The organism is Agrobacterium sp. SORGH_AS_0745, from assembly GCF_030818995.1.
GTDB classification, from domain to species: Bacteria; Pseudomonadota; Alphaproteobacteria; order Rhizobiales; family Rhizobiaceae; genus Agrobacterium; species Agrobacterium tumefaciens.
In genome coordinates, this window is record NZ_JAUTBI010000003.1 from 2,604,688 (window position 1) to 2,630,648 (window position 25,961).

The following is a 25,961-nucleotide window of genomic DNA, read 5'->3' on the forward strand; positions in this document are numbered from 1 at the left end:
ATTACAAGGATATTCGAAAGGCGGAGGATCACATCCCCTGCGAACCGCGGTTCATGGCTGCGATACCCGTGCGGCAGATCTCGATCAGGCCGAGCGGTTTGATGATGGCCACGAACTGGTCGATCTTGGACGACTTGCCGGTGATTTCGAAGATGAAATGCTCGACTGTCGCGTCCACCACCTTGGCCTGAAACGCATCCGCAAGACGAAGCGTCTCGGCGCGGGCTTCACCCGAACCGGCGACCTTGATCAGCGCTACTTCACGCTCGATCGGCCGTTCCTGCCCGAGTTCGCGGGCGCGAACGGTAAGATCGAGCACCCGGTGCACAGGAACGATGCGTTCCAGCTGCGCCTTGATCTGCTCCAGCACGATCGGCGTGCCGCGCGTTACGATCGTGATGCGCGACAGATGCGCCTCATGCTCGGTTTCCGAAACCGTCAGGCTTTCGATGTTGTAACCCCGGCCGGAAAACAGGCCGATGACCCGGGCGAGAACGCCCGGCTCGTTGCTGACGAGAACCGACAGCGTGTGATTTTCGACGGCAGCCGTTTCCTTCTGGATGAAATAGGCGGAGCCGGTGGGTTGTAGGTGTGCGTTCATGTCCTTTTCCTCTCCCGGCTCAGACTAGCTGACGGCCCTTGGCATCGATGGCGTTGGCAACAGCTTCATCCGTCGCCTCATCCGGCAACAGCATCTCGTTATGGGCTTTACCAGATGGGATCATCGGGAAGCAATTGGCGAGATTGGCAACGCGGCAATCGAAGATGACCGGCCTGTTGACCGCAATCATCTCGGCGATCTTGTCGTCCAGTTCCTTCGGATCGTCGCAATACATGCCAACCGCGCCATAGGCTTCCGCCAGTTTGACGAAGTCAGGCATGGCTTCGGTATAGGAGTTGGACAGGCGGTTGCCGTGCAGCAACTGCTGCCACTGCCGCACCATGCCCATATACTGGTTGTTGAGAATGAAAATCTTCACCGGCAGACCGTACTGGATGGCGCAGGACATTTCCTGAATGCACATCTGGATCGAGGCATCACCGGCAATGTCGATAACCAGCGCTTCCGGATGCGCGACCTGAACGCCGATAGCTGCCGGCAGGCCGTATCCCATGGTACCGAGACCGCCCGAGGTCATCCAGTGGTTAGGCTCCTCGAAGCCGAAGAACTGCGCCGCCCACATCTGGTGCTGACCAACTTCGGTGGTGATGAAAGTCTCCCGCCCCTTCGATGCCTCGTAAAGACGCTGCAATGCATATTGCGGCATGATGACATCGTTGGAATTCTTGTAGGCAAAGGAGTTGCGGGCGCGCCAGCGCTCGATCTGCAGCCACCAGTCCGCGGTCTGCGCTTTTTCCGGCTTCTTCGGCAAAGCGCGCCACAGGCGAACCATATCTTCCAGAACATGGCTGACGTCGCCAATGATCGGAACGTCGACGCGCACGGTCTTGTTGATCGAGGACGGATCGATATCGACGTGAATCTTCTTGGAATTCGGCGAAAACGCATTCAGGCGTCCGGTAATACGGTCGTCGAAACGTGCGCCGATGCAGACCAGCACGTCGCAATCATGCATTGTCATATTGGCTTCGTACGAACCGTGCATGCCCAGCATGCCGAGCCAGTTCTTGCCGGAAGCCGGATAGGCGCCGAGACCCATCAGCGTCGAGGTGATCGGGAAACCGGTCAGCTCTACCAGTTCGCGCAGCAGCCGTGTCGCTTCCGGGCCGGAGTTGATGACGCCGCCACCGGTGTAGAAAACCGGCTTCTTTGCCTTAGACATCAATTCGATGGCCGCGTGAATGGCGTTGAGATCGCCCTGAACCTTCGGCTTGTAGCTCTTCTGCTGAATGGCAGCGGAAGGCGGCGTATAGGTGCCGGTGGCGAACTGGATGTCCTTCGGAATATCGACGACGACGGGGCCGGGACGACCGGTCTGTGCGATGCGGAAGGCCTCATGGATGATGCCCGCCAGTTCGTTGACGTCCTTTACCAGCCAGTTGTGCTTGGTGCAGGGGCGCGTAATGCCGACGGTATCGCATTCCTGAAATGCGTCGGAGCCGATCAGCGATGTCGGAACCTGGCCAGAAAGGCAGACGAGCGGAATGGAATCCATCAGCGCATCCTGCAGCGGGGTGACCGCATTGGTGGCGCCGGGGCCGGAGGTAACGAGCATGACACCGACCTTGCCGGTGGAGCGGGCATAACCTTCGGCAGCATGGCCGGCACCCTGCTCGTGACGTACGAGAATATGCTGAATGTCTTCCTGCTGGAAAATCTCGTCGTAGATCGGAAGCACGGCACCACCAGGATAACCGAAGATGTGCTCGACGCCGTTGTCCTTCAGCGCCTTCAGAACAATCTCCGCACCTGTCATGCTATTGCTGTTTTCCGTATTATCCTTATCCGTCATTGCCTGTTTCCATCCCGCTTTGGCTTTGGATATCGAGGAGCCCGAGGGCCTGTTTGAAGACATAAAAAAAGGCCCCTAGAGGAGCCTCGTTCAGCGCATGGGTGCTTTCGCCGGATGGTTACACCATCCTGCCCATGCGCCGTCCCACCACGATAAGTACGTTAAGATTTTTCATGGGCCGGAGTGTTAGCCAGAAAAGCGCCAGTCGTCAACGCATATTGCGGAAAAAATCGGCGTCGGCTTCTTTTATTACCCGTAAGGCGCCATGGACGAAATTTTCGAACGCAATAGATACACAGGTTGTTAAATATAATCTTTTACAATCAACGATGCAGATAATGCCCGAACCACCGCGATCATCCGCATGTACCGGGATAAGACGTGAATAGTGACGAGTTTCATAGAGCGTCCCGCATGGACGAAAACGAACGGCGATCCGGCCAGCAGCCGGCTAACCGCATGCTCGGCCGCGTCATCGCCTGTGATGGCGCCCATGCGACAATCGCCGCAGAAACGGAAATCGGCTCAACCGATGTCGCGCAGCTCTGGTCCGTCGGACGCCTGATCTCGATCGAAATGGGAACGAGCCGCGTCGCCGCACTGGTATATGCCATGCGCACGGGCGAAGAACACTGGTCGTCGGACAAGCCGAACAGGCTGCTGATCGACGTGGAACTCGTTGGCGAAGTCTACCGCACCGAAGATGGCAGCGAACGTTTTTCCACCGGCATTTCCCGTTACCCCTACCTGGGCGCGGTCGCGCATCGCATCCGCACGGGAGACCTTTCCAAGATCTATGACAGCGGCAAGCGAGACACATGCGTCATTGGTAAGCTGACGCAGGACGACACTATTGGCGCGGCCATCAACATCCAGCAGATGCTGGCGAAACATTTCGCCGTCGTCGGCTCGACGGGCGTGGGCAAAACCACCGCAGTCTCCCTTCTTCTGAACAAGGCGATCGAGACTGACCCGAAGCTGCGTGTCCTCATTCTCGATCCGCACAATGAATTTGCGGCCGCCTTTCCCGATCATTCTGTCGTCATCGACACCGACACGCTCGACCTTCCCTTCTGGCTGATGCGCCTCGAAGAATTCGCGGAAGTGATTTTCCGCGGACGCAAGCCCGTACCGGAAGAGATGGATGTCCTTCGCGACATCATTCCGGAAGCGAAAAAGGCATTTCGCGGCACAGATGGCTCCGCCGTTCGCCGCACGTCCGACAAGAGCGCGATCACGCCGGATACGCCGGTACCTTACCGCATGGCCGATATTCTCGCCCTCATCGACGAGCGCATCGGGCGGCTGGAAGGGCGCGGCGAAAAGCCGACCCTGCGCTCCCTCAAGGGCCGCATTCTCTCGGCCATCAACGATACGCGCTATAACTTCATGTTCTCCAGCAATACGATCAGCGACACCATTCTGGAAACGGTGGCGCATATCTTCCGTATTCCAGGAGAAGGTAAGCCGATTTCGGTTTTCCAGCTGTCCGGCATCCCCTCGGAAGTAGTGAACTCGGTCGTCTCCGTCCTTTGCCGTATGTCCTTCGAACTCGCGGTGCTGGCGCGCGGCTCGCTGCATATGCTTGTCGTCTGCGAAGAAGCGCACCGTTATGTTCCGGCAGACCCTGAGCGCGGATTTTTCCCGACCCGGCAGGCGATCGCGCAGATCGCCAAGGAAGGCCGCAAATACGGTATTTCGCTTGGCGTCATCAGCCAGCGTCCGAGTGAGCTGGACCAGACCATCCTGTCACAATGCTCGACCGTTTTTGCCATGCGGCTGACGAACGAGATCGACCAGAAGATCATTCTGTCAGCCGTACCGAATGCCTCAACCTCGACCACCAGTTTCCTCTCGTCCATCGGCAATGGCGAGGCAATCGCCTTTGGCGAGGCGGTGGGCGTACCGATGCGCATGCGCTTCGACCGCGTCTCCACGGCAAAATTGCCGAAGGCGAACGGCGCAGTCAGCCATACGCCCCACGAAACGCCCGATACAGTCGATCTGAACACCATCGTCAGCCGCATGCGCGCGGTAGCTAAACCGGTCATCACCGGCTTCCAGCAAAGCGTCGAAGCGGCCTTCTCCGATATGCAGGAACCGATGTCAGCTCCCAGGGAAGCGGACGACGTCGATCGCTGGAAACGCGAACTGGGGACGGCGGCGACAGAGGGATACGAACCTTACCGCCCCGACATGCTGCCCGGACGCACAACCCTCGCGCCACAGTCGCCCGCAACGGCAACGGATACCAGCGCTGTCAACGAATTGCGCAAAGTCGGCTTCCAGATGCAGGCACAGAGTGGCCCGCCTCCATCAGAGACACGCCCTTCGCTGCGGGAGAGCCTGATGAAAAAGCCGCTAGGCAGCCTTTACCGCAAGGACTGAGCGCGGCCCTTACGGCTGGATACGTGCCCAGTCCGGCCCCATCTGGTTGCGGAACCAGGTCATCTGCCGCTTGGCATATTGGCGGGTCGCGGCCGCCGATTTTTCGATGACCTCTGCCTCACTCATACCGCCAGCCAGCATATCGGCGATCTGGGAAACGCCGATCGCCTTCATCGCTGTGGCGTCAGGCGCAAGTTTCAGGGCGAGAAGAGCCTTCACCTCTTCCACAGCACCACTCTCCATCATGGTTTCGAACCGCCGATTGATGCGGTCGTGCAGCACGGGCCGTTCCGGCAGGACCACGAATTTCTCCGCTCGGTCCGGATCAACTATCATCGGACCACTGGCTTTTTGGAACTCCATGATCGACTTTCCGGTCGCCTCCATGACCTCCAGCGCCCGAACGATCCGCTGGCCGTCCCCCGGCTGAAGCCCCTGCGCCATCAAGGGATCGCACCGCGACAGTTCCGCGTGCAGGACCGTTGACCCCTCTTCGATCAGCCGGGCGCGCAGCCTCTCGCGTATGTCGTCAGGAATGGCTGGCATATCGGACAAGCCGCCCGTCAGTGCCTTGAAATAAAGCCCCGTACCGCCAACGATGACCGGAAAACGCTGCTGCCTGCGCAAATCCACAAGCAGGGCGGAAATGTCCCGCAGCCATTCACCCGTTGAGTAGGAACTGCTTGCCGGCACATGGCCGTATAGCAGATGTGGCACGCCTGCCATTTCTTCCTCGGATGGCCGGGCGGTCAGCACCCGCAGCGTGTCATAAACCTGCATGCTGTCGGCATTGATCACGACACCGTTCCGCTCCCGCGCCATACGAAGCGCAAGCGCGGACTTGCCGCTTGCCGTCGGGCCGGTTATCAGGATCGCATCAAAATTCTCATCAAGGTTTTTCATCATGGCTTTCGTTGCCACGCTTATCGCCAATCCGTCAAATCCTGTTCTGACACCGGCCCTCGGCGAAGCGGCCGCCAATGCCGTAAACGCATCCGGTCTCTACTGGCTGGCCGATGGCATCGCCTGCGATATTGCCCTGCCCTCTGGCACCGATGCCGAACAGGCACGTGACGCGATTGCCGGCGTGCTTTCGGGCCAGCCGATCGATATCGTCGTTCAGGAACAGGACAAGCGCCGCAAGAAGCTTCTGATCGCCGATATGGATTCGACCATGATCGGTCAGGAATGCATCGACGAACTGGCCGCCGAAGTAGGATTGAAGGACAAGGTTTCCACGATTACCGCTCGCGCCATGAATGGCGAAATCGCTTTTGAGCCGGCGCTCCGCGAGCGCGTGGCGCTGCTGAAGGGCCTGCCGGTCTCCGTCATCGATGACGTCATCGAAAAGCGCATCACGCTGACATCAGGCGGCAAGGAGCTGATCGCCACCATGAAGGCGAAAGGTTACTATACCGCCCTCGTTTCCGGCGGTTTCACGGTCTTCACCGGCCGGGTGGCTGCCATGCTGGGGTTTGATGAGAACCGCGCCAATCTTCTCGGCGAGGCCGATGGCCAGTTGGATGGCACCGTTGCCGAACCGATCCTCGGCAAACAGGCCAAGGTGGATGCGCTGAACGATATCGCCGCAAAGCTCGGCATCTCGCCGGACGAGGCAATGGCGGTCGGCGATGGCGCCAACGATCTCGGCATGCTGCATCTGGCCGGCGCGGGCGTTGCCCTGCACGCCAAGCCCGCCGTCGCCGCCGAGGCGCAGATGCGCATCGACCATGGCGACCTGACCGCACTCCTTTATATTCAGGGTTACCGCAAGACGGATTTTGTCGTTCCATGATCATCCGCGAAACATCAAGGCTCATTCTGCGCGAGTGGAAGGAGAGCGACCGCAATCTGTTCCGCGAAATCAACGCCGACGAAAAGGTCATGGAATTTTTTCCCTTCCGCCGCAGCCATGCGGAAGCGGATGCGGTTCTCGAAACCATCAATGGCATGATCCGCGGCAGCGGTTACGGCCTTCTACGCCATGGAACTGCGCGAAACCGGCGAGGTTATGGGATTTTGCGGCATATCGCCGGTCATGAACCTCGATCCGCCCTTCCCGCTCGGAACCATGGAAATCGGCTGGCGGCTCGCCACCCGTTTCTGGGGTCACGGCTATGTCACCGAGGCCGCGCAATCGCTGCTCGTCATGGCTTTTGACGAAAAGGAAACGCCGGAAATCGTCTCCTTTGCCGTCCATGACAACCAGCGTTCGACGCGGGTGATGGAACGTATCGGCCTCAAGCGTGACCCGTCACGAGACTTCGACCACCCGCGCGTCCCGGAAGACACCCATCCGCATCTGCGCCCGCATGTGACCTATGCGCTGACGCTCGCGGAGTGGCGGGAACGACAGGCGCAGTAGCAACCTCGCCCGCCAGTTCGGCAATTATTTCACCGCCGCATTTCCGCCGTCGGCAAACAGGGCCGATCCGGCAACAAAGCTCGACATCGGGCTGGAGAGGAAAAGGGCGGCCTGCGCCAGTTCCTCCGGTTCCGCAATGCGCTTCATCGCATGCAGCCCTGCAGCCCACTCCTTCTGGGCCGCATCTCCCGCCATCGGCGTATCGACTCCGCCGGGAAGCAGCGCATTGGCGCGAATTCCCTTGAAGGCGTAGTCGGCAGTAATGCCCTTCACCAGCCCCATCAGCGCCGCCTTGGCGGTGCCATAGGCTGCCATGCCGGGTATGCCGGCGCTGGTGCCGACGAAGCTGGAGATGAAGACGACCGAACCTCCTCCCCGCTTCAACATCGCAGGGATCTGGCTGCGCACGCCGAGAAATGCGGAAGTGAGGTTGGCGGTGATCACGTGATCCCATTCCTCTACCGAAATCTCCGCAAGCGGTTTTGTTGCCCCAACGGCACCGGCATTGTTGACGGCGATATCGAGACCGCCAAAGACGGTCATGGCCGCATCCGTCAGACGGGCATGGGTTTCCGCAACTGTGACGTCACCCACCACGGGGTGAACACGACCGCCGGCCTGGCGAATGGCGGAAGCCACGTCCTCGAGTGCCTCGGCACCACGCGCGTTGATAATGACGGCCGCGCCCTGTTCGGCAAACAGCCTTGCCGTCGCCCGGCCGATGCCGGATGACGCGCCAGTGATGATCGCAACCTTGTTTTCTAATAATTTCATATCCTTGGCCTCCTTTGGCGGAGACCGAGGAATAGAGAGCAAGCCGAACCACAGCCACCCGATTCCTGCCGAACCGGGCGAAAGAAGCTTTACTCCAGCGGCAGCGCCACGACGCGCAGATTGCCCTGGGCATCGGCAACCATCATATGCGCATTCTTGCGGCCCTCGGATTTCAGGCCGTTGACACGCACAAGCACGTCGCCCGGAACCTCCATGAAGTCCTGTCCAACCTCGACGATGACATCACCCGCCTTCATGCCCTTCTGTTCGGCCGGCGAACCCTGATCGACGCTAGCAACAAGCACGCCTTCGACGCTTTCGGCAATGCCCTTCTCCGTCCGCAACTCGTTGCTCAGCACTACGAGGTTCATGCCGAGCACGCGCTGCGGCGCTTCGCGCACCTCCGGCGTCTGGTCCTGCGCCTGATCGTCGGAACCGCCCTTGTCATCAGGCACGACCATGCCGCCGTCACCGTCCTCGGCCTGCGGATCGTCGGTTGCGGCCTTTTCATCGGGCGCATCCTGCAACTGGCCAAGCTTTACCTTGACGGTCTCTTCCTTGCCGTCACGGAAGACCACGACATCGACTTCCTTGCCGACCGGGCTTTCCGCCACGATCCTCAAGAGGTCACGCATCTCGTGAATATCCTTGCCGTCGAATTTCAGCACGATATCGCCGGCCTGGATCGGGCCGTTTTCTACCGGGCCACCCTTGGCCACGCCGGAAATCAAGGCACCCTTTGCCGCTTCCATGCCAAGGCTTGCGGCCACGTCGTCGGTAACCGGCTGGACGCGCACGCCGAGCCAGCCACGGCGGGTTTCGCCGAATTGGATGAGCTGCTCGACGATATTCTGGGCGAGTTCCGTCGGAACCGCGAAACCGATGCCAATCGAACCGCCGCTCGGCGAAATGATCGCCGTATTGATGCCGATCACCTCACCCTTCATGTTGAAGAGCGGACCGCCGGAATTGCCCTTGTTGATTGCAGCATCCGTCTGGATGAAGTTGTCATAGGGACCGGCATTGATGTTACGCCCGCGCGCGGAAACGACGCCGACGGTCAGCGATCCACCAAGGCCGAAGGGATTGCCAACGGCCATGACCCAGTCACCGATGCGCATGCTGCGCGAATCGCCGAACTTGACTGCCTTCAGCGGAGCCTTTGGCTCAACCTTCAAAACGGAAAGATCGGTCTTGGTATCAGTGCCGACCAGCGTTGCCTTCAGCTTCGAACCATTCGGGAAAATCACCTCAATGGCGTCTGCGCCCTCAATGACGTGATTGTTGGTGACGATGTAGCCAGCCGGATCGATAACGAAGCCGGATCCCAGCGAACTGACCTTGTCGCCGCCTTCCGGTTTCTGGTTGTCGAAATAATCCTTGAAGAACTCCTGGAAAGGCGAACCTTCCGGCAGTTTCGGCGGCACAGGCCCCTTGCCCTCGGTCTTGACGTTCTGCGACGTCGAAATATTCACCACCGCATCAAGAAGCGGTGCGGCAAGATCGGCGACCGATGCCGGCCCATGGCTCTGCGCCCATGCCGCAACCGGTGCCGAAAGGCTACCCGCCACAAGTGCGAAGCCCGCGACTGCGGCAATGCTGCTGCGAAAAGGCGAAAGAAGGGTCACGGCCATAAGCGTCCTCGCGTTTCAAATCGTCATTCCCTGCATATATCGTCAAAGCATAAGGCGGAATGATGAAGTGTAAAAATACCTTTTCGTGAACAGCACCGGCTGCCTTGCTCACTGCCTACAGCATCGGCGCGAAAACGGATATCCCTTTCCGGGCGCGAGACAACAGGATTTTGCCCCTTTTCGTTTTGCTGCCACTCAGCCATTCGCTCAAAAAGAAAGGGCCGGTTAAAACCGGCCCCTCCAAAATCATTCGATCCGTTATCAATTTGCCGGCGGTGCGGCAGGTGCGGCCGGAGCCGTCGATGGAGCACCGTTGATGTCGTTGAAATAACGGAAGAAGGTCGAGTCGGGAGACAGGACCAGCGTAGTGCCGGTTCCAGACAGCGCGCTGGAATAGGCCGCCATGGAACGATAGAACTCGAAGAAGCTCGGGTCGCGCTGGAAAGCTTCGCCGAAGACCCGGTTACGCTCCGCATCGCCTTCACCGCGCAGGACTTCGGACTGACGCTGGGCGTCGGATTCGAATTCCACGACCTGACGGTCGGCAATAGCGCGACGACGCTGTGCCGCCTCGTTACCGCGGGCGCGGATCAGCTCGGCTTCGGCCAGACGTTCCGACTTCATACGCTCGAAGGTCTGCTGCGAGACTTCCTGCGTGAGATCGGTGCGGCGGATACGCACATCCACGATGCTGACGCCAAGCGATTCCGCATCGGGACGCAGATCGTCACGTACTTCCTGCATCATCGATGCACGCGCATCCGAAAGCGCCGATTCGAAGCCGCGAAGACCGTAGACCCGGCGCAACGACGCGTCGAGACGAGTGCGTAGACGCGATTCCGCCGACATCTGGTCACCGGAGACCGTCTGCCGGAAGCGGCGGGCATCCGTGATGCGATAGACCACAAAGGCATCAACCTCATAGAACTTGCCGCCGGAAACCTGAACACGGATGTTGTCGTGATCGAAGCGCAGCGCCCGGTTCTCGATATATTGCACCCGATCGGCATCCATGAAGGCAAAGGGCAGCTTGAAATAGAGGCCCGGCGCCGTTTTCACGTCCTGGATCTGACCGAAGCGCACAACGATGGCCTGCTGGCGCTCGGTGACGACGAAGATCGACGAATAGGCCAGGAAAAGCACGGCGGCGAGACCGACGAGAACGGCCGTAAGACGGTTGCTCATATCAGTTGCCTCCCTGCTGTGCCGCGCCCGGATTGCCGCGCATGATCTCGTTCAGAGGCAGATAAGGCACCACACCCTGTTTTTCGTCGATGATGACCTTGTTGGAACCCTTGAGGACCTGTTCCATCGTTTCCAGGAACATGCGCTGGCGGGTCACGTCAGGTGCCGTGCGATATTGATCGTAGATGGAAATGAAGCGCTGTGCCTCACCCTCTGCCTCGTTGACGACACGAGATTTGTAGGCGTTCGCCTCTTCGATGATCTGTGCTGCCTGACCACGTGCGGCACCCAGCTTCTGGTTGGCGTACTGGTTGGCTTCCTGCACGAAGCGGTCCTCGTCCTGCTCGGCACGCTGCACTTCATCGAAGGCGTCGGCCACTTCGCGCGGCGGCGCCGCGTCTTCGATGGCGACAGCATTGATGGAGATGCCGGCCCCGTATCCGTCCATGGTGGACTGGATGATGGTGCGCACATCCGCCGCGATCGCCTGACGGTTATCACGGAAAATGTCCTGTGCGGGACGACGGCCGACGATTTCGCGCATCGCGCTTTCGGAAACCTGCTGCAAGGTCTCAGCCGGGCTATCGACGTTGAACAGGTAGGATTTCGGATCGGAAACCGTATAGAGCACCGAGAACTGCACGTTGACGATGTTCTGGTCACCGGTCAGCATCACGCCGTTCGCGGAGGAAGACGAAGCGCGCGAACCGATATTCTGCTGCTGTTCGGTCACCTTGACGATTTCAACCGTCTCGATCGGCCACAGATGGAAATGCAGGCCGGGCATCGAAATCTCATCCTTCGGACGCCCGAAACGCAGCTCCACGCCGCGCTCGTCCGGCTGGACGGTGTAGATGGACTGAATGCCGAGGAAAACCAGAACGACGAGAGCGACGATCGCAATCGCGCCGCCATTGAACCCGCCCGGCAGGACATTCTTGAAGCGGTCCTGGCTGCGCCGGATGATCTCTTCCAGATCGGGCGGGCCGCCATTGCCGCCGCCACCGCCGCGAGGCCGGTTAGGTCCCTGCCCCCATGGGCCGCCACCGCCGCCCTGGTTGTTTCCGCCACCACCGCCGCCGCCCCAAGGGCCGCCGCCGCCATTCTGATTGCTCCAGGGCATCAATACCTCTTTATAAAAGCCTCTCCCGATCCCGTTCGAAAGCGATTGCTCGCGTGCGGCGGGAATATGGACCCGTTATAAGAAGGAGAAGCGTGCGTTTCAACGCAGAGGTGGTAACTAAATACCCAATCAGGGTAAATAGTTCACTTTGACGCGGCTCTGCGCAAATAAGTGGTGAACAGAACCGGATAATTGTCCTTTTCCCCGGCGGGAACGGCATTTTCCTCGATTTTTTCAAAGACGGCGGGATCGATTTCCGGAAAAAAAGTGTCGCCATCAAGCTTTACGGCCACATGGGTGACGGAAAGTTGATCGGCAAACGGCATAGCCTGACGGTAGATTTCCCCGCCACCGGCCACGAAAACCTCGTCCACACCCAGTTCCGCAGCCTTGCTTTTGCCAAGCGCGAGTGCATCTTCAAGCGACGACACGACATCCACGCCATCGGGCCTGTAATCGGCATTGCGGCTGACGATGATGTGCGGCCGGCCCGGCAAAGGACGCTCGCCCACCGAGAGAAATGTCTTCCTGCCCATGATGAGCGGTTTGCCCATCGTCATCGCCTTGAAGCGCTTGAGGTCAGTGGAAAGCTTCCAAGGCATATCGAGGTCGCGGCCGATAACGCCGTTTTCCGACACCGCGACGATGATGGTGATGCGCGGCTCGCTCATACCGCGATCGGTGCCTTGATGCTTGAATCGGCTTCGTAGTTCTCAAGCGTAAAGTCTTCGAACTTAAAGGAGAAGAGGTCTCGTACATCCGGGTTGAGGCGCATCGTCGGCAGGGCCTTGGGGGTCCGCGTCATCTGCAATTTCGCCTGCTCGAAATGGTTGGCGTAGATATGCGCGTCACCAAGCGTATGGACGAAATCGCCGGGCTTCAGCCCCGTGACCTGCGCCACCATCAGCGTCAGAAGTGCGTAGGAAGCAATATTGAAAGGCACGCCGAGGAAAATATCGGCCGAGCGCTGGTAAAGCTGGCAGGACAGCTTTCCATCCGAAACATAGAACTGGAACAGGCAATGGCAGGGCGGCAGCGCCATCTCGTCCACCAGCGCCGGGTTCCAGGCCGAAACGATGTGGCGGCGGGAATTGGGATTGGTTTTGAGGGCCTCGATCAAAAGCGCGATCTGGTCGATGTGGCGGCCGTCGGGCGCCGGCCAGGAACGCCACTGTGCTCCGTAGACCGGACCCAGATCACCATTTTCATCGGCCCATTCGTCCCATATGGAAACGCCGTTTTCCTTGAGATAGGCGATATTGGTATCGCCCTTCAGGAACCACAGGAGTTCATGGATGATCGAGCGCAGATGCAGCTTCTTGGTGGTGAGAACCGGAAAACCCTCCGCAAGATCGAAACGCATCTGGTAACCGAAGACCGAACGCGTACCCGTGCCGGTGCGATCTCCGCGGTCGGAGCCGGTGTCCATCACATGCCGGAGAAGATCGAGATATTGTTTCATGTGTTCTGCCGCCGATTCCCTGATATCAAGGGAATATAATAACACAGGGCGACAGAACCAATCACCAGCGGGTCGCTTATCCCCGCGAAAAAATCAGAGCGACTGGAGTTTGCCCAGTTCCTTGGCCACCAGATAATAAAAGGTCACACGCGACTTGGAGCGGTCTGCGGCCATGGCCTTGGCGGTTGCATCGATCGCCTTGTCGGCGCTGTCATCGGTCACGCCAAGCTTCTTGCCGCACCAGTTCGCCTTCACACGTGCAAGCTCTTCCGGATCGGAAGCGGACACCAGCGATGAATCCCGGTTGCGCAGGGCAATGCCGAGATGTTTGACGATCTTGCCGACAATCGCTTCGTCGGCTGCTGCGTCGTATTTCTTCACATCTGCGAGATAGTCAGTCATGTCCACTCCTTCGTGTGTCCCCGGCCCGGTGTTGCTTGTGGTGACCGGTTGTAGGGAGAATGTGTCAGCAATCCCTCGTCGTCAAGAATTGTCTAAATTGTGGGCGGCAAACACGAAATCTTTTCATGGAATTGTCATCGGCCCCTTTTCTCGGCCAAGGGAAACGCCTATATGAACCTTGCCGGGGCAACCCGGCTATGGCGATAAACGGTCGGTGTAATAAACCTATTGGACCCGGGGGCGGTACCCGGCGCCTCCACCAAAAACCGGCGGCTTTTGAAGATGAAGGCCGGCTTTTGATGGGGGCGAAATAGGATCGACAAGGGCGTAAAGATCGAACTTTTGCTCGGCATGATACCGCCGTTATCGGGTCACAAGTGTAGTTGCAAATGACAACAACGCTAAGGAATACGCTCTCGCTGCCTAATGGCGGTGCGGGAATTCCGCTCTAAAGTCCTCACGGTTAGCCCCGTGAGGCGGGGTTCGGAGGTACCTGGCAACAGAAACCTCCACCTTCTCCATTTTGCCTGAATTGGTTATATGATAGCTGACTTGCACACAGCATCGGCTTTTCCGTTGCTGCCGTTCAGGACATTGCGTATACTTGGGTAATGCGTAGCCGCCAGGATCGAAATTGATCCCGGCTTGCGGATTACGCAAAGATTCAAAGTGTTACAGCGTCCTTGGCGCACTTGGTGCGCAGCGCTTTAAAAGACGTTCGAATAAGGGAAAGACAGGACCGCATGGGGCAGGATCATATCCGTTACGACATTCTCGCACAGGATGCCCTTCGCGGCGTTATTCGCAAAGTTTTGGGTGAAGTGGCCGCAACCGGCCGCCTGCCCGGCGACCACCATTTCTTCATAACATTTCTGACCGGCGCGCCCGGTGTGCGGATTTCGCAGCACCTCAAGTCCAAATATGCCGAGCAGATGACCATCGTCATCCAGCATCAGTTCTGGGACCTGAAAGTGACGGAGATCGGCTTCGAAATCGGCCTGTCTTTCTCGGATACGCCGGAAAAGCTGGTTGTTCCCTATAACGCCATCAGAGGTTTTTACGATCCTTCCGTCAATTTCGAGCTTGAGTTCGATGTGCCCCTGGCAGACGAGGAAGAGCTGGAAGAGGCCGAAATCACCGCCTATCCCGTTTCCCATGAGGCAAAGCCGGCTACAACGTCGGAGACGCCCAAGTCCGGCGAGGAAAAGAAGGAAGGCTCCGTCGTTTCTCTGGATGCCTTCCGCAAGAAGCAATAACGGCTTTTTGCCCGACCGCGCGAAGCTCAAGGAGACATATCCGCATGGCCGCCGATATCGTCAATCTGCGTCAGTTCCGGAAGCAGAAAGCCCGTAGCGAAAAAGAAAAACAGGCGGATCAGAACCGCCTGTCCTTCGGTCGCACCAAGGCGGAAAAAAACCTCACATCGGCCCTTAACGAAAAAGCCGAAAAGGCGCTCGATCAGGGGCGGCTTGAAAAGGACGATGACAGGACCGACAGGGATTGAAGAGCTGGCCTGCCCGGGCAAGCTTTCGGAAGACCGGAAAAAACACTGCTAAACAGAGGCTTGCAGGCACGACATGATTCAGATTCCCAACCGGACCAGCCGGAAAGATTGATCTGATGATCCGCAAGCACTCCACGACATTGCACGGCCACCGCACCAGCATTTCACTCGAGGATGCCTTCTGGGACGAGCTGAAAATCATCGCCGAAAAGCGCAAGATCAGTTTCGCCGCCCTGCTTGCGGAAATAGACGACAACCGGCCAGCCGACAGCAATCTGTCCTCATCCCTTCGGGTCCATGTACTGAATTGGCTGAAGAGCAAGTGAGCTTGCTGCAAGGTGGCATCGAAAGATGACACTGCAGCGGCGCGCATATGCGCCGGCTCATATCCAGCCATTCTCCGACTACAAACATTCTTGCCGAAAACTCATAATGTCGTGAAAGCATTCATTAAACATTAGCGCGCTAATTTGTACTGCAAGGCGCTTCAGTACTGCGTAGCCTTGCTTCCAGATTTGTATTTCAAGCTTTTCCTTTCCTACCGCACGCCACGAGGCGACCCATGGTTTCCGCCGTTTCGGGAACGAGCATCGCTGTTTCCGTCCTCTCCTCTTCATCCACCTCGTCTTCAAGCGTTGCCGAACTGAAATCGCAGATTGCCGAAAAGCAGTCAGAACTCGCCCAGACCTCCGAAGCGAAAGCACAGGAAGAACTGAAGAGTACTATTGCATCGCTGCAAGCGCAGCTCGAGGCACTCGAAAACAGCTCCGACAAATCGGCTTCCTCAAGCAACAGCGCGGACAAGCCCAGCCTGTCGGGGGAAAGCAGCAGGATCGGCACCAAGAATTTTGATGCCGACACGCCCTTCGGCAAGCGTGAAGCCTGGATTTAACAGGCTAACGGATAATTTTGGCAAAGCGGTCGAAGCGGCAGCTGTCCGGACCGTGTCAAAATTCGCCCTGAGACACGGGCTCTAACCTCTCCCCAAAACGCGCCGTCGTCGCGGCAAACTTACGGATTGGCCGGAGCGTTTTCGGGCGCCAGTTGCCTGATCGCATCTTCCGTTGGAGGCACCGTCAGGGCCGGCGTTGACTGCCGCTCGGGAACAGGTTGCTGCTGCTGCTGCTGCTGCTGCTGTTGCTGTTGCTGTTGCTGCAACCGCTCCTGCTGTTCCTTTTCCTGCCGCAGACGCTCCTCTGCCGCCGCCTTAAGGCGCGCCTCCTCTTCGGCCTTGGCCTTGGCTTCCGCCTCCACCCGTTCCTTTTCAGCCTGACGTTCAGCCGCCTGAGAACGATAGAGCGCCGTTTCACGACGCAGGCGCTGCTTTTCGAGAACGCTGGCCTGCATCGCCTCGACGCGACGGCGTTCCTTTTCGAAAGCCCGGAGTGACAGATAATTGCCGAGCGCCGAAACATCGGTCGTCAAAGCCGGTGCGGCGAGCGGACCGTTATAGTTGAGACGCAGCGAGGGTTCGGCGCCAGCAACCGCTTCTGTGCCGGGATTGAAGATAAGATCGAGATCGCCATTCACGGTCGATGCTGCAATATCGACCGTCGCATCTCCGGTAAGCGTCACCGGATCGATCCCGGCGCGCAAATTCTGGAAGTGCAGCGCGCCGCCATTCAGGGTGAATGGCAGGGCTACGTTGCCGAGCGGTATTTCGCCCTGCCACAGGCTCTGATCCACCAGCGGCCGAACCTTTGGCGCGTCGATCGGCTGCTGCAAGCCTTCCGCCGCCTGCAGGATCGGCGGAAAGGCACCGGGATTAAGTCCTTTGAGCACAAGCCCGCTGGCGCGCACTTCCCCGGAGCCACCTGCCGATTTCAAAATTTCACCAACGCTTTTGCCCGTCGATTCGGCGGTCAGATCGATCGCCACCCGGCCCGTCGCGACCGGGCCGTTGGCATTCGCCCACAATATCGACTCAGGATTGGCGTCGTTCACCGCAATCTTGGTGCGGAAAATGCCCGCTCCCTCGCCTGTGGACATGGCAAGCCGCCCGGTCAGCTTTCCGCCCATGAAGGTGCCGGCGATATCATCAAGCGCGAGATTGCCATCATCATGCGTGATCTTGGTCGACAGACCCGTGACCGTGCCGAAGGGACCGGCCTCGAAACTTTCCGCTTTCAGCGAGAGCGAGGCCTTGAGTTGCGGGAAAGCCGGCATGGCCAGCGGCTTGGCGTTGAGCGTGCCCGTCTCCGGGTCGATCACCGGTCCGTAGATCGCATCTCCGAGCCAGGCAAGATCGACGGTCCGAAGGGCAAGATCACCGGTGACGGAATGGGGGGCCGCGCGCTGGAACGCCAGACTGCCCGAGAAGGGGTTGCCGCCCGCCTGCCCGCCGAGGGCGGAAAACGCAATCTTCTGCGCATCCACCGCCATTTTTCCGTTCGCCTTCAGCGCCATGCCACCACCAAGCTGCGGCAGGCCAACCGCGTTCATGATGAGATAGGGCTCGATATCAGCGCTTTCGAGCGCCAGATCCGCACTACCCTCGCCGAAATTGGCGGCGGCAACGGCAAAGGATCCGATCATCGAGAAATGCGTGCGCTCCGTCGAGAAACGGATATCGGTCTGGACGGGAGAACCGAGCGTGCCGTTGAGCTTGACGGAAAGCAGCCCTTCCCCGTCGGCATCGAACGGCAGGGGATCAAGCCCTGCCTGCCCGAACAGGATCGCCGTCGACTGGTTTTTCAAAACCCCTTCCAGCGACATCGCCGTATCATCGGTGATGGACAGGAAATCCGGCATCTTGGCCACGGCCGACAGACGGCTGCCGTTGACTGTGCCGGAAACGGCGACATTGGCGCCGCCATTTTCGCTGTTGACCGAAACATCCATGGCAAGGTCGGAATTGGCGTACCACGGCGAACTCGCCGCCAGCCGGCTGAGGAACGGATGACCAGGCAATTTCTGCTGCAGCATGGCGAAGAACGGCTGCATGTCCGTCGCATGCAGGTTCACCGTACCCTTGCCCGCATATTTCAGCAACGACCCCTGCAACTGCCCTTTCGCCTTGACTTCGGCACCGGCGATATCGCCAGCCGTCATCTTTTCAAGCGAGAGAACGCCGCCCGCCATGGTGAAGGCGGTTTCCACATGATTTGCAGTCACACCGGCCATGTTGAACCGGTCGGCCTTGAACTTGGCGTCGATGCGATGGTCGAGAACAGAACTTCCGACCTGATCGCCAAGCGCCAGGCTGCCAAGCGCCTTCAGGGCGTCGAGATCGATCTCGTTACCGGCAAGATCGATCGAAAGATTGGAGGCCTTGCCGTCAGAGCGCCGTTCCAGCTTCCCCTTCAGAGAGGCGTCGCCAATGGCAAGCTCGAGATTGTCGAAACGCTGGTTCAGCGTCGTCAGCGAGACGTCGGCGGAAAAACCGGCGGCATTGAGCTGGCGGATCGCCGGATCGACAGAACCGGAAAGCCAGTTTGCCAGCCCGGATGGCTGGTTGGAGGCAACGAGCAGATTGCCGTTGAAAGCGGGACCATCCAGCAGCGTCAGGGAACCTTTGGCTTCCAGCTGCGTCCTGCCGGGCAGCGTTGCCACGGCGTTAACCACCTGCCAGCCGCTGCCATCAGGGCGCACGTCCAGCCGGATGTCACGAATGGTCGTGTCGTCGGAAACCAGCGCCGGTAGGCTGATGCTGGCCTTGCCCGGCACCGGCGGAACCGGAATGCGGGCGACCATGGCGGCAAATGCCTCGATGCGCTGGCGCACGGAAGCGGTGGGCTGGCGCGAGGTCTTGCCGGTCTGCACGACGGGCGGTGCGAAACGATTGACGTCGATCTGCTGGCCATCCGCCGTGAGCAGAAATTCCGGCTTGGCCCCGGTATCCAGCGTTGCCTCGCCGGTCACGACGTAAGGATTTTCGTTGCCACCGAGCTCCATGCGGTAGCTCGGTATGCGCACGCTTTCATTCGTCAGTTCGAAGCTGCCGCGGGTACGTGGCGACGAGAACAGCGATTGCCCGGCCTGCTGCTTCTGTTTTTGGTCTTCACGGAAACTGAAGGCGAAGGAACCGCTATAGGCGGGTTTTCCCGCAGTCGCGGCAATCGCACCGTCCAGATCGACCTCAACCGGATGTTCATCCGGCACCACGCGAATCCGCAGGCCCATGCGCCCATTGGTATAATCCGGCTCACTGCTGGACAGCGAGAACGAGCCTGGATGCCCGTCAACGGCAGCGCGCCCTTCCGCCTTCCATGGTCCGGCCAGCGAATTGGCGGACATGTCGGCGTTAAGACCCGTCACAACACGGTTGCGGCCGGATTGCTCGTCGATGAATTCGATCTGCCCGCCTTCGATCTGCACACTTTCCAGAACCACGGTGCGGGCTGGAATTTCCGCCCGGCTGCCGCGCATCCAGTCCAGAGTGCCGTCTTTCAGAAGCCGGATCTTGGCCTTGGGTTCCTCGATGCGCATGTCGAAGATACGCGCTTCACCGGAAAGGAAAGGCGCCAGCTCGGCATCCATGGAAAAACGCGCCACCTGAATGAGCGGCGATCCGTCCGCATCCGTTCCGGCGCGCACGTCATGCAGCGTCACCGAAGGGAAAGGGAGAAGCCGGGCTTCGACGCGACCGTGCACCACCACCTTCTTGCCCAGAATGCGGCTTGCCTGATCTTCGAAATCGCGGCGGAAATCCGTCCAGTCAACGAAATAGGGAATGAGCAGCGCTGAAAACAGCACCACGGCCAGCAGTCCGCCCAGAAAAACCAGAATACGCCCGAGCACTGAACTGCTTCTCCCTTCGCGAACGCTGCAAACCTATTCTTATTTGCCTTAACGGCAAGCAGCCTTTTGTACCAATCAATTGTGAGAATGATCAGACAAGACGGAACAGTTTGCCTGGATTGAAGATATTATCGGGGTCGAGCGACGTTTTGATGGCGCGCATCACATCCAGCGCATTTCCCGCCTCTTCGGCCAGAAAACTCATCTTGCCCTGGCCGATGCCGTGTTCTCCGGTGCAGGTGCCGTCCATGGCGATGGCCCGGCGATTGAGACGCGCAACGAAAGCTTCGGTTTTGGCTACACTTTCGGCATCCTTGCCATCGAACAGGATGAGTACATGGAAATTGCCGTCGCCGGCATGACCGACGATCGGCGCCAGAAAGCCGTTTTCCTTGATATCCTGCTGCGTTTCCACCACGCAGTCCGCCAGCCGCGAAATCGGCACGCAGACATCGGTGGACAAACCGTCGAGATGCGGCGCGAGCGCCCGCGAGGCCCAATAAGCGTCATGTCGGGCCTTCCACAGCTTGTTGCGCTCGGCCGCATCGCTGGTCCAGCGGAAATCGACGCTGCCGCATTCCGCCGCGATCTCTGCAAATTGCTGCGATTGCAGGGCCGCCGTCTCTTCGGTGCCGTGGAACTCCACGAACAGCGTCGGTTTTTCCGCGTAGTTCAGGCCGGAATAGGCATTGCAGGCCCGCACCTGCACTTCATCAAGCAGCTCGATGCGCGCAACCGGAACACCCATCTGGATCGTCATGATAACAGCGTCACAGGCCGCCTGAATACTGTCGAAGGTGCAGACGCCACCGGCGATCTTTTCCGGGATGCCCTGCAACCGCAGCGTAACCGAGGTCAGAACCCCAAGCGTGCCCTCGGCGCCGACGAAAAGCCGCGTCAGATCGTAACCGGCCGACGACTTGCGGGCACGGCGAGCAGTGCGGATTTCCTCACCATTGGCAACAACGGCGGTAACGGCCAGCACATTGTCCTTCATCGTGCCGTAACGCACGGCATTGGTGCCCGACGCCCGCGTCGAGGCCATGCCGCCGATAGAGGCATTGGCACCCGGATCGATCGGAAAGAACAGGCCGGTATCACGCAGATAGACGTTAAGGTCCTCGCGCGTCACACCCGGCTCCACCGTCACGTCAAGATCTTCGGCGTTTACCTCAATGATGCGATTCATCCGGCTGAAATCGATGCAGATTCCGCCATCAGGCGCATTGACCTGCCCTTCAAGCGACGACCCCGTACCGAAAGGAATGACCGGCACCTTATAGAGCGCGCAGGCTTTCACCACAGCTTTCACATCATCTGCGTTTTCGGCAAAGACGACACCATCAGGCGCCTGCAAGGTCAGATAGGTGGTGGTATGGCCATGCTGCTCGCGAAACGCCTGCCCAGTCTGGAGCTTGTCACCCAGCTGCTGCTTCAGCGCTGCAAGCACCGACGCGATGCCTTCCTCGTTGCGTTTTCCCGCGACTACATCTTTCAGCGCCATCGTCCATCTCCACCGCAAGATACCGCCGTAACGGACTCGATCCGTTACGAAATTCCGTTGGGTGGTATGGGATAAGGTTAAGGCTTTGTCCAGCATCGCGATTGCGCGGGACACATTTGGCGAGGACCGTTTATTCCGCCGCAAGCAGCTGCTTGTCCTCCTCAAGCGCCTTCCGACGCGCGGCAAGTTCCAGTTCGCGGTGGAGGCGGATTTCCTCATCGGCTTGCGGTTTGGCGAAACGGGCAATCAGCAGGTAGGAAACCGGGGTGATGTAAAGCGTCACCAGCGTCGCAAAACCCAGACCGCCAACGATGACCCAGCCGAGCGCGATGCGTGCTTCCGCCCCTGCTCCCTGCGCCAGCACCAGCGGCACGCCGCCCAAAATGGTCGCGATCATTGTCATCATCACCGGTCGCAGGCGGATGCTGGTGGCTTTTTCGATGGCTTCGCGCACGGTGGCGCCCTGGTCACGCAGATGGTTGGCGAATTCCACGATGAGAATGCCGTTCTTCGCCATCACGCCCACCAGAAGCACAAGGCCGATCTGGCTATAAACGTTGAGGCTCGATCCGGTGACGAGCAGCGCGATGACGGCGCAGGCAAGACCGAGCGGCACCGTCGACATGATGATGATCGAACTCAGGACACTTTCGAACTGCGCGGCCAGGACCAGGAAGATGATGGCGATGGCAAAACCGAAGGTCAGCAGCATGCCGCTCGAATTCTCCTCAAGCGTCGCCGCCTCGCCGAGCGGCAGAAGGCGGGCGCCGGGCGGCAGGAGGGATTGTGATAGCTCGTTCACCTTTTCCAAAGCCTGACCGAGCGAAACGCCGTCCTTGAGATTGGCGGTAAAGCCGACGGAGGGAAGCTGCTGCTCGCGGTTCAGCTGCGGCGCCACCGCATTTTCCTTCAGGGTGGCAATGACCGACATCGGCACGATCTTGCCGTCACCCGTTTTCAGGAAGACGTTTTCGAGATCGGTCGGGTCGTTGATCGGCCGGGTGGAGGACAGCAGCCGGACCGGGATTGCATCCCCATCCACGAAGACGTCGACAACCGAACGTCCTTCCAGCAGCGATTGCATGGCGCGTGACAGGCCGGTGATATCAATGCCTAGATCGGAGGCGCGCTCACGGTCGATGGATACGGATAGCTGCGCCTGGTTGGGCTCGTTGTCCAAACGCGGCGTTTCGAACAGGCCGCTTTCCTCCATGGAAAGCAGTAGCTTCTGCGTCGCAGCCGTCAGTGCCTGATAATTGCTGCCGACCATTGCCATCTGCAGGCCGTTGCCCGCACCGCGAATGCGCAGGCTGTTCGGCTGCATGGCGTTGCCGCGCAGCGCCGGCACCTTGTTGGCGGCAGCGGTAACATCGGCGGCAATCTGGTTCTGCGTGCGGTCGCGATCAGCCCACGGCGCCAGCGTCAGCACCAGAAAACCGGTGTTGGAGGAACCGTTCATGCCGGTGATGGAGTAAATATTGCGGATTTCGCCACTGTCGCGCAGCGGCTGGAGATTTTCTTCGATCCGCTGCAACTGGTCGCGCGTATAGTCGAGGCTGACACCCTGCGGCGCCGTCACACGCATCATCACCGAGGCGCGGTCCTCGCGCGGCGTCAGTTCGTTCTGGATCATGCCGAAGGCAATCCAAGACAGGCCCGAAAAGACGAGCGCAACGATGATGACGATGAGCGGGTTGTTGAGGCAGGCGGAAAGCGTCTTCTTGTAGGTGGAGGCAAAGACATTGCCGAACCACGCCAGCGGTCCCGTGGGTTCCTTCAATCCGTCTTTCAGCATCCGCGAAGCGAGCATCGGACAAAGCGTCAGGGCCACGATGGAGGAAAGACCGACAGCGAAAGCTAGAACGAAACCGAATTCACGGAAAAGGCCACCCAGCTGGCCCGGCAGGAAGGAGAGCGGAATGAACACTGCGGCAAGTGTCGCCGTCGTCGCAATCACCGCGAAGAACACTTCCTGCGTGCCGAGAACAGCGGCAGCGCGCGGCCCCATGCCCTCCGCACGGCGGCGCACGATATTTTCCAGCACCACGATCGCATCATCGACCACCAGACCCGTCGCCAGAACGATGGCGAGCAGCGTAAGGATGTTGATCGAGAATCCGACCATGTAGATGGCGATGATCGTGCCGATCAAAGCCACCGGCATGGTGATCGCCGGAATGAGGGTTGCCCGCCAGTCACGCAGGAACAGGTAGAGCACCACAACAACGATGAGCGCGGAAAGACCAAGCGCCAGTTCCACCTCGTGCAACGCGCCTTCAATGAAGACGGCGTCGTCACTGGTCACCACGATGCGCGTACCCTGCGGCAGGTTGGCCGACATGGCCTCGACGGCAGCCTTCACGCCGGTGGAGATATTGAGCGTATTGGACTGCGCCTGCCGGATGACGCCGAGACCCACGCCCTGCACACCATTGGACCGCAGCGAGGTGGATTCGTCATCCGCACCCAGCATCACGGTTGCCACATCGCGCAGGCGGATATTGTCCTTGATCAGAAGGTTGGAAAAATCCTCAGGCTTCGTGAGGCTCGCGGTCGCGCGCACGACGATGTCCTGCGTCGAACTTTTCAGCGATCCCGCCGGCACATCCAGCGCGGCACTGGCCAGCGCGGTGGAAATATCCGTCACCGTCAGACCACGGCTGGCAAGTGCGGCCTGATTGAGATCGACACGGAAGACTTTTTCCTGATCGCCGTAAAGCTCCACATCCGCCACGCCATCGACGGCGGCAAGGCGGTCGATGACTTCGTCATCCACCAGCTTGGTCAGATCTTCCATGCTGAGCGTGGACGAAGTGACGGCAAGACGCATGATCGGCTGGCTGTCGGAATCCGCCTTGATGATCTGCGGCTCGTCGGCATCATCAGGCAACTGGTTGGTTACGCGGCCAATGGCATCGCGCACATCGTTTGCGGCAACGGCCATATCGACATTGTCGCCGAATTCCATCGTTACGCGGCTGGTGCCGAATTGCGAATTAGAGGAGATGGACTTGACGCCACTGACGCGCGCAACAGCCCCCTCGATGGTCTGCGTCACTTCCTGATCGATGGTTTCAGGCGCCGCGCCTTCATAGGTTGTCCTGACGCTGATGGACGGCCGGTCCACATCCGGCAACTCGCGCACCTCAACGCCAACCAGCGCGGCAAGGCCGGCAACCACAAGCAACGTATTGAGAACCGCTGCCAGAATGGGCCGGCGAACGAACAGTGCGGTGAAGGCGAGCTTGGAATCCTGACCCGAAGGCGACTGAGTCGTCATTGGCTAGCAACCTCCTCGGGCTTCGGCTGGCTTGCGACACGGACGGCACCACCTTCCCGCACCCGCTGCAATCCTTCGGTCACGACCTGATCGCCTTCCGCCAGTTCCGCTTTCACGAGAACGGCGTCGGGGTTACGCTGCACGATCTGCACACGCACCTTGGCCGATTTATTGTCGGTCACGCGCCAGACATAGGAACCTTCGGCATCCCACTGCACGGCCAGCGGATCGACGGAGGCATAGGTCTCTCCGGCAAAACGCATGGTAACGCCGAAGGACATACCGGCCCGAAGCTCATCCTTGTCGTTAGCAAACCGTGCCCGGATGCGGATGGTACGGCTTGCGGCGTCGACACGGTTGTCGACGGCCTCGACCTCACCCTTGAACGTCTCGCCGGGGCGTGAAATCGAGGTGGCCTCTACAGGCATTCCGACGGTAATTGCAGTGACGAACCGTTCCGGCGCCCAGAAATTGACCAGAATTTGAGAACGGTCATCAATGCCGACGATCGTTGATTGCGTGGTGACATTGTCGCCGATATTGGCGGCCACGATCCCGACAACACCCTCAATCGGTGCGACGATGTCGCGGCGCCTGAGGTTCAGCTCGGCGGTGCTCAGTGCAAGCTTGGCGGCTTCCTCGGCAATCTGCGCATCCAGCACATCAAGGCGGGATACGGATTTCAGGTTACTGTAGGAACTCGATTTTTCGACGGCGCTGCGTAGCGCAACCTGCGCCTTGTCCCGCTCGATCACCTGCTCCTCGTCATCGAGCCGCGCGAGCACCTGCCCCTTTACGACGCGGGCGCCGGATGAAATGCGGATTTCCGAAAGCGTGCCTGATGTCTGCGGCATGACGACGACCGACTGGATGGCCTCGCCACTGCCGATGGCGTTCAGCCTGTCATTGACCGTGCCCTGCTTGACCGGGGCCATCGCCACCAGGGTCGCATTGCCATCGCGGCGTGCGGCGCCGGCATTTTGGCCGGATGACGAACCGGGTGTTCTGGCACCGGATGCGGCAACCTCGACCGCGCCAACAGGTGTTTTGCCGATGCCGATACCCGCGAGCAGATTCCGCGCTTCGGGTGAATAAAGCCCCCAAAGACAGAGTCCTGCTCCCGCCACAGCAAGACAGACACCCACCTGTTTCCACACCCGCATACAATTCTCCGATTATCCGCACA

20 protein-coding genes, 1 other RNA gene and 1 pseudogene are annotated in these 25,961 nt (G+C 59.4%); 8 read left to right on the plus strand and 14 right to left on the minus strand.

The annotated features are described in order from the left end of the window. Window positions 1-28 precede the first annotated feature (28 nt). Together ilvN and QE432_RS22565 are read right to left on the minus strand one after the other, a co-directional pair. Window positions 29-601 (minus strand): acetolactate synthase small subunit, encoded by a 573-nt coding sequence (gene ilvN, locus QE432_RS22560; protein ID WP_003513099.1) that lies wholly within the window; start codon window positions 599-601, stop codon window positions 29-31. 19 nt (window positions 602-620) lie between these two features. Beyond that, a complete protein-coding gene (locus tag QE432_RS22565; protein WP_013636474.1) occupies window positions 621-2,414 on the minus strand; it encodes an acetolactate synthase 3 large subunit in 1,794 nt (597 codons plus the stop codon). Window positions 2,415-2,795: 381 nt separating this feature from the next. On the opposite strand from QE432_RS22565, the gene QE432_RS22570 reads away from it, so the two are divergent. Beyond that, the gene (locus tag QE432_RS22570; protein WP_080580898.1) at window positions 2,796-4,802 is read left to right on the plus strand and encodes an ATP-binding protein; all 2,007 of its coding nucleotides are present in this window, start codon (window positions 2,796-2,798) and stop codon (window positions 4,800-4,802) included. Window positions 4,803-4,811: 9 nt separating this feature from the next. Here the strand turns inward: QE432_RS22570 and miaA are convergent, their stop codons facing one another. Next, on the minus strand, window positions 4,812-5,708 hold the full coding sequence (gene miaA, locus QE432_RS22575) for a tRNA (adenosine(37)-N6)-dimethylallyltransferase MiaA (RefSeq protein WP_111803734.1): 897 nt from the start codon (window positions 5,706-5,708) through the stop codon (window positions 4,812-4,814). Here miaA and serB point away from each other — a divergent pair. Together serB and QE432_RS22585 are read left to right on the plus strand one after the other, a co-directional pair. Beyond that, window positions 5,707-6,597, plus strand: coding sequence for a phosphoserine phosphatase SerB (gene serB, locus QE432_RS22580; RefSeq protein WP_065659214.1), 891 nt, complete (start codon window positions 5,707-5,709; stop codon window positions 6,595-6,597). The two genes, miaA and serB, sit on opposite strands and share 2 nt — an antisense overlap. After that, a pseudogene (locus tag QE432_RS22585) lies at window positions 6,594-7,167 on the plus strand (GNAT family N-acetyltransferase). Before serB ends, QE432_RS22585 begins: the two are co-directional and overlap by 4 nt. 24 nt (window positions 7,168-7,191) lie before the next feature. Here QE432_RS22585 and QE432_RS22590 read toward each other — a convergent pair. From QE432_RS22590 to QE432_RS22620, 7 genes are all read right to left on the minus strand, one after another. Then, complete coding sequence (locus QE432_RS22590; protein ID WP_111790718.1) at window positions 7,192-7,941, minus strand: SDR family oxidoreductase; 750 nt, start codon at window positions 7,939-7,941, stop codon at window positions 7,192-7,194. 89 nt (window positions 7,942-8,030) lie between these two features. Then, window positions 8,031-9,575, minus strand: a complete 1,545-nt coding sequence (locus QE432_RS22595) for a Do family serine endopeptidase (protein WP_003513113.1) — start codon at window positions 9,573-9,575, stop codon at window positions 8,031-8,033. Window positions 9,576-9,836: 261 nt separating this feature from the next. After that, complete coding sequence (gene hflC / locus QE432_RS22600) at window positions 9,837-10,760, minus strand: protease modulator HflC (RefSeq protein WP_003513118.1); 924 nt, start codon at window positions 10,758-10,760, stop codon at window positions 9,837-9,839. A gap of 1 nt (window position 10,761) precedes the next feature. Further along, a complete protein-coding gene (gene hflK / locus QE432_RS22605; protein WP_003513120.1) occupies window positions 10,762-11,883 on the minus strand; it encodes an FtsH protease activity modulator HflK in 1,122 nt (373 codons plus the stop codon). 143 nt (window positions 11,884-12,026) lie between these two features. Then, window positions 12,027-12,554: a dihydrofolate reductase gene (locus QE432_RS22610; protein WP_019565314.1), complete on the minus strand. Its 528-nt coding sequence runs from the start codon at window positions 12,552-12,554 to the stop codon at window positions 12,027-12,029. Further along, window positions 12,551-13,345 (minus strand): thymidylate synthase, encoded by a 795-nt coding sequence (locus QE432_RS22615; RefSeq protein ID WP_065687198.1) that lies wholly within the window; start codon window positions 13,343-13,345, stop codon window positions 12,551-12,553. The genes QE432_RS22610 and QE432_RS22615 overlap by 4 nt, the downstream gene beginning before the upstream one ends. A gap of 93 nt (window positions 13,346-13,438) precedes the next feature. Continuing rightward, window positions 13,439-13,747: a DUF2853 family protein gene (locus QE432_RS22620; protein ID WP_003513125.1), complete on the minus strand. Its 309-nt coding sequence runs from the start codon at window positions 13,745-13,747 to the stop codon at window positions 13,439-13,441. A 141-nt stretch (window positions 13,748-13,888) separates the two neighbouring features. Here QE432_RS22620 and ssrA point away from each other — a divergent pair. From ssrA to QE432_RS22645, 5 genes are all read left to right on the plus strand, one after another. Beyond that, window positions 13,889-14,261, plus strand: a transfer-messenger RNA (tmRNA) gene (gene ssrA, locus QE432_RS22625). Between the two features lie 229 nt (window positions 14,262-14,490). Then, complete coding sequence (locus QE432_RS22630) at window positions 14,491-15,003, plus strand: SspB family protein (protein ID WP_003513127.1); 513 nt, start codon at window positions 14,491-14,493, stop codon at window positions 15,001-15,003. Between the two features lie 44 nt (window positions 15,004-15,047). Next, the gene (locus QE432_RS22635) at window positions 15,048-15,251 is read left to right on the plus strand and encodes a DUF4169 family protein (protein ID WP_045016936.1); all 204 of its coding nucleotides are present in this window, start codon (window positions 15,048-15,050) and stop codon (window positions 15,249-15,251) included. A gap of 116 nt (window positions 15,252-15,367) precedes the next feature. Continuing rightward, window positions 15,368-15,577, plus strand: coding sequence for a ribbon-helix-helix domain-containing protein (locus QE432_RS22640; RefSeq protein ID WP_013636481.1), 210 nt, complete (start codon window positions 15,368-15,370; stop codon window positions 15,575-15,577). A 236-nt stretch (window positions 15,578-15,813) separates the two neighbouring features. Then, window positions 15,814-16,143 (plus strand): hypothetical protein, encoded by a 330-nt coding sequence (locus tag QE432_RS22645; RefSeq protein WP_065659211.1) that lies wholly within the window; start codon window positions 15,814-15,816, stop codon window positions 16,141-16,143. A 119-nt stretch (window positions 16,144-16,262) separates the two neighbouring features. Here the strand turns inward: QE432_RS22645 and QE432_RS22650 are convergent, their stop codons facing one another. From QE432_RS22650 to QE432_RS22665, 4 genes are all read right to left on the minus strand, one after another. Beyond that, on the minus strand, window positions 16,263-19,991 hold the full coding sequence (locus tag QE432_RS22650; protein WP_306625806.1) for an AsmA family protein: 3,729 nt from the start codon (window positions 19,989-19,991) through the stop codon (window positions 16,263-16,265). Between the two features lie 91 nt (window positions 19,992-20,082). After that, window positions 20,083-21,495 (minus strand): FAD-binding oxidoreductase, encoded by a 1,413-nt coding sequence (locus QE432_RS22655; protein WP_113157308.1) that lies wholly within the window; start codon window positions 21,493-21,495, stop codon window positions 20,083-20,085. A gap of 130 nt (window positions 21,496-21,625) precedes the next feature. After that, window positions 21,626-24,775, minus strand: a complete 3,150-nt coding sequence (locus QE432_RS22660) for an efflux RND transporter permease subunit (protein ID WP_003513144.1) — start codon at window positions 24,773-24,775, stop codon at window positions 21,626-21,628. After that, on the minus strand, window positions 24,772-25,938 hold the full coding sequence (locus QE432_RS22665) for an efflux RND transporter periplasmic adaptor subunit (RefSeq protein ID WP_013636486.1): 1,167 nt from the start codon (window positions 25,936-25,938) through the stop codon (window positions 24,772-24,774). Before QE432_RS22665 ends, QE432_RS22660 begins: the two co-directional genes overlap by 4 nt. Between the last annotated feature and the right edge of the window lie 23 nt (window positions 25,939-25,961).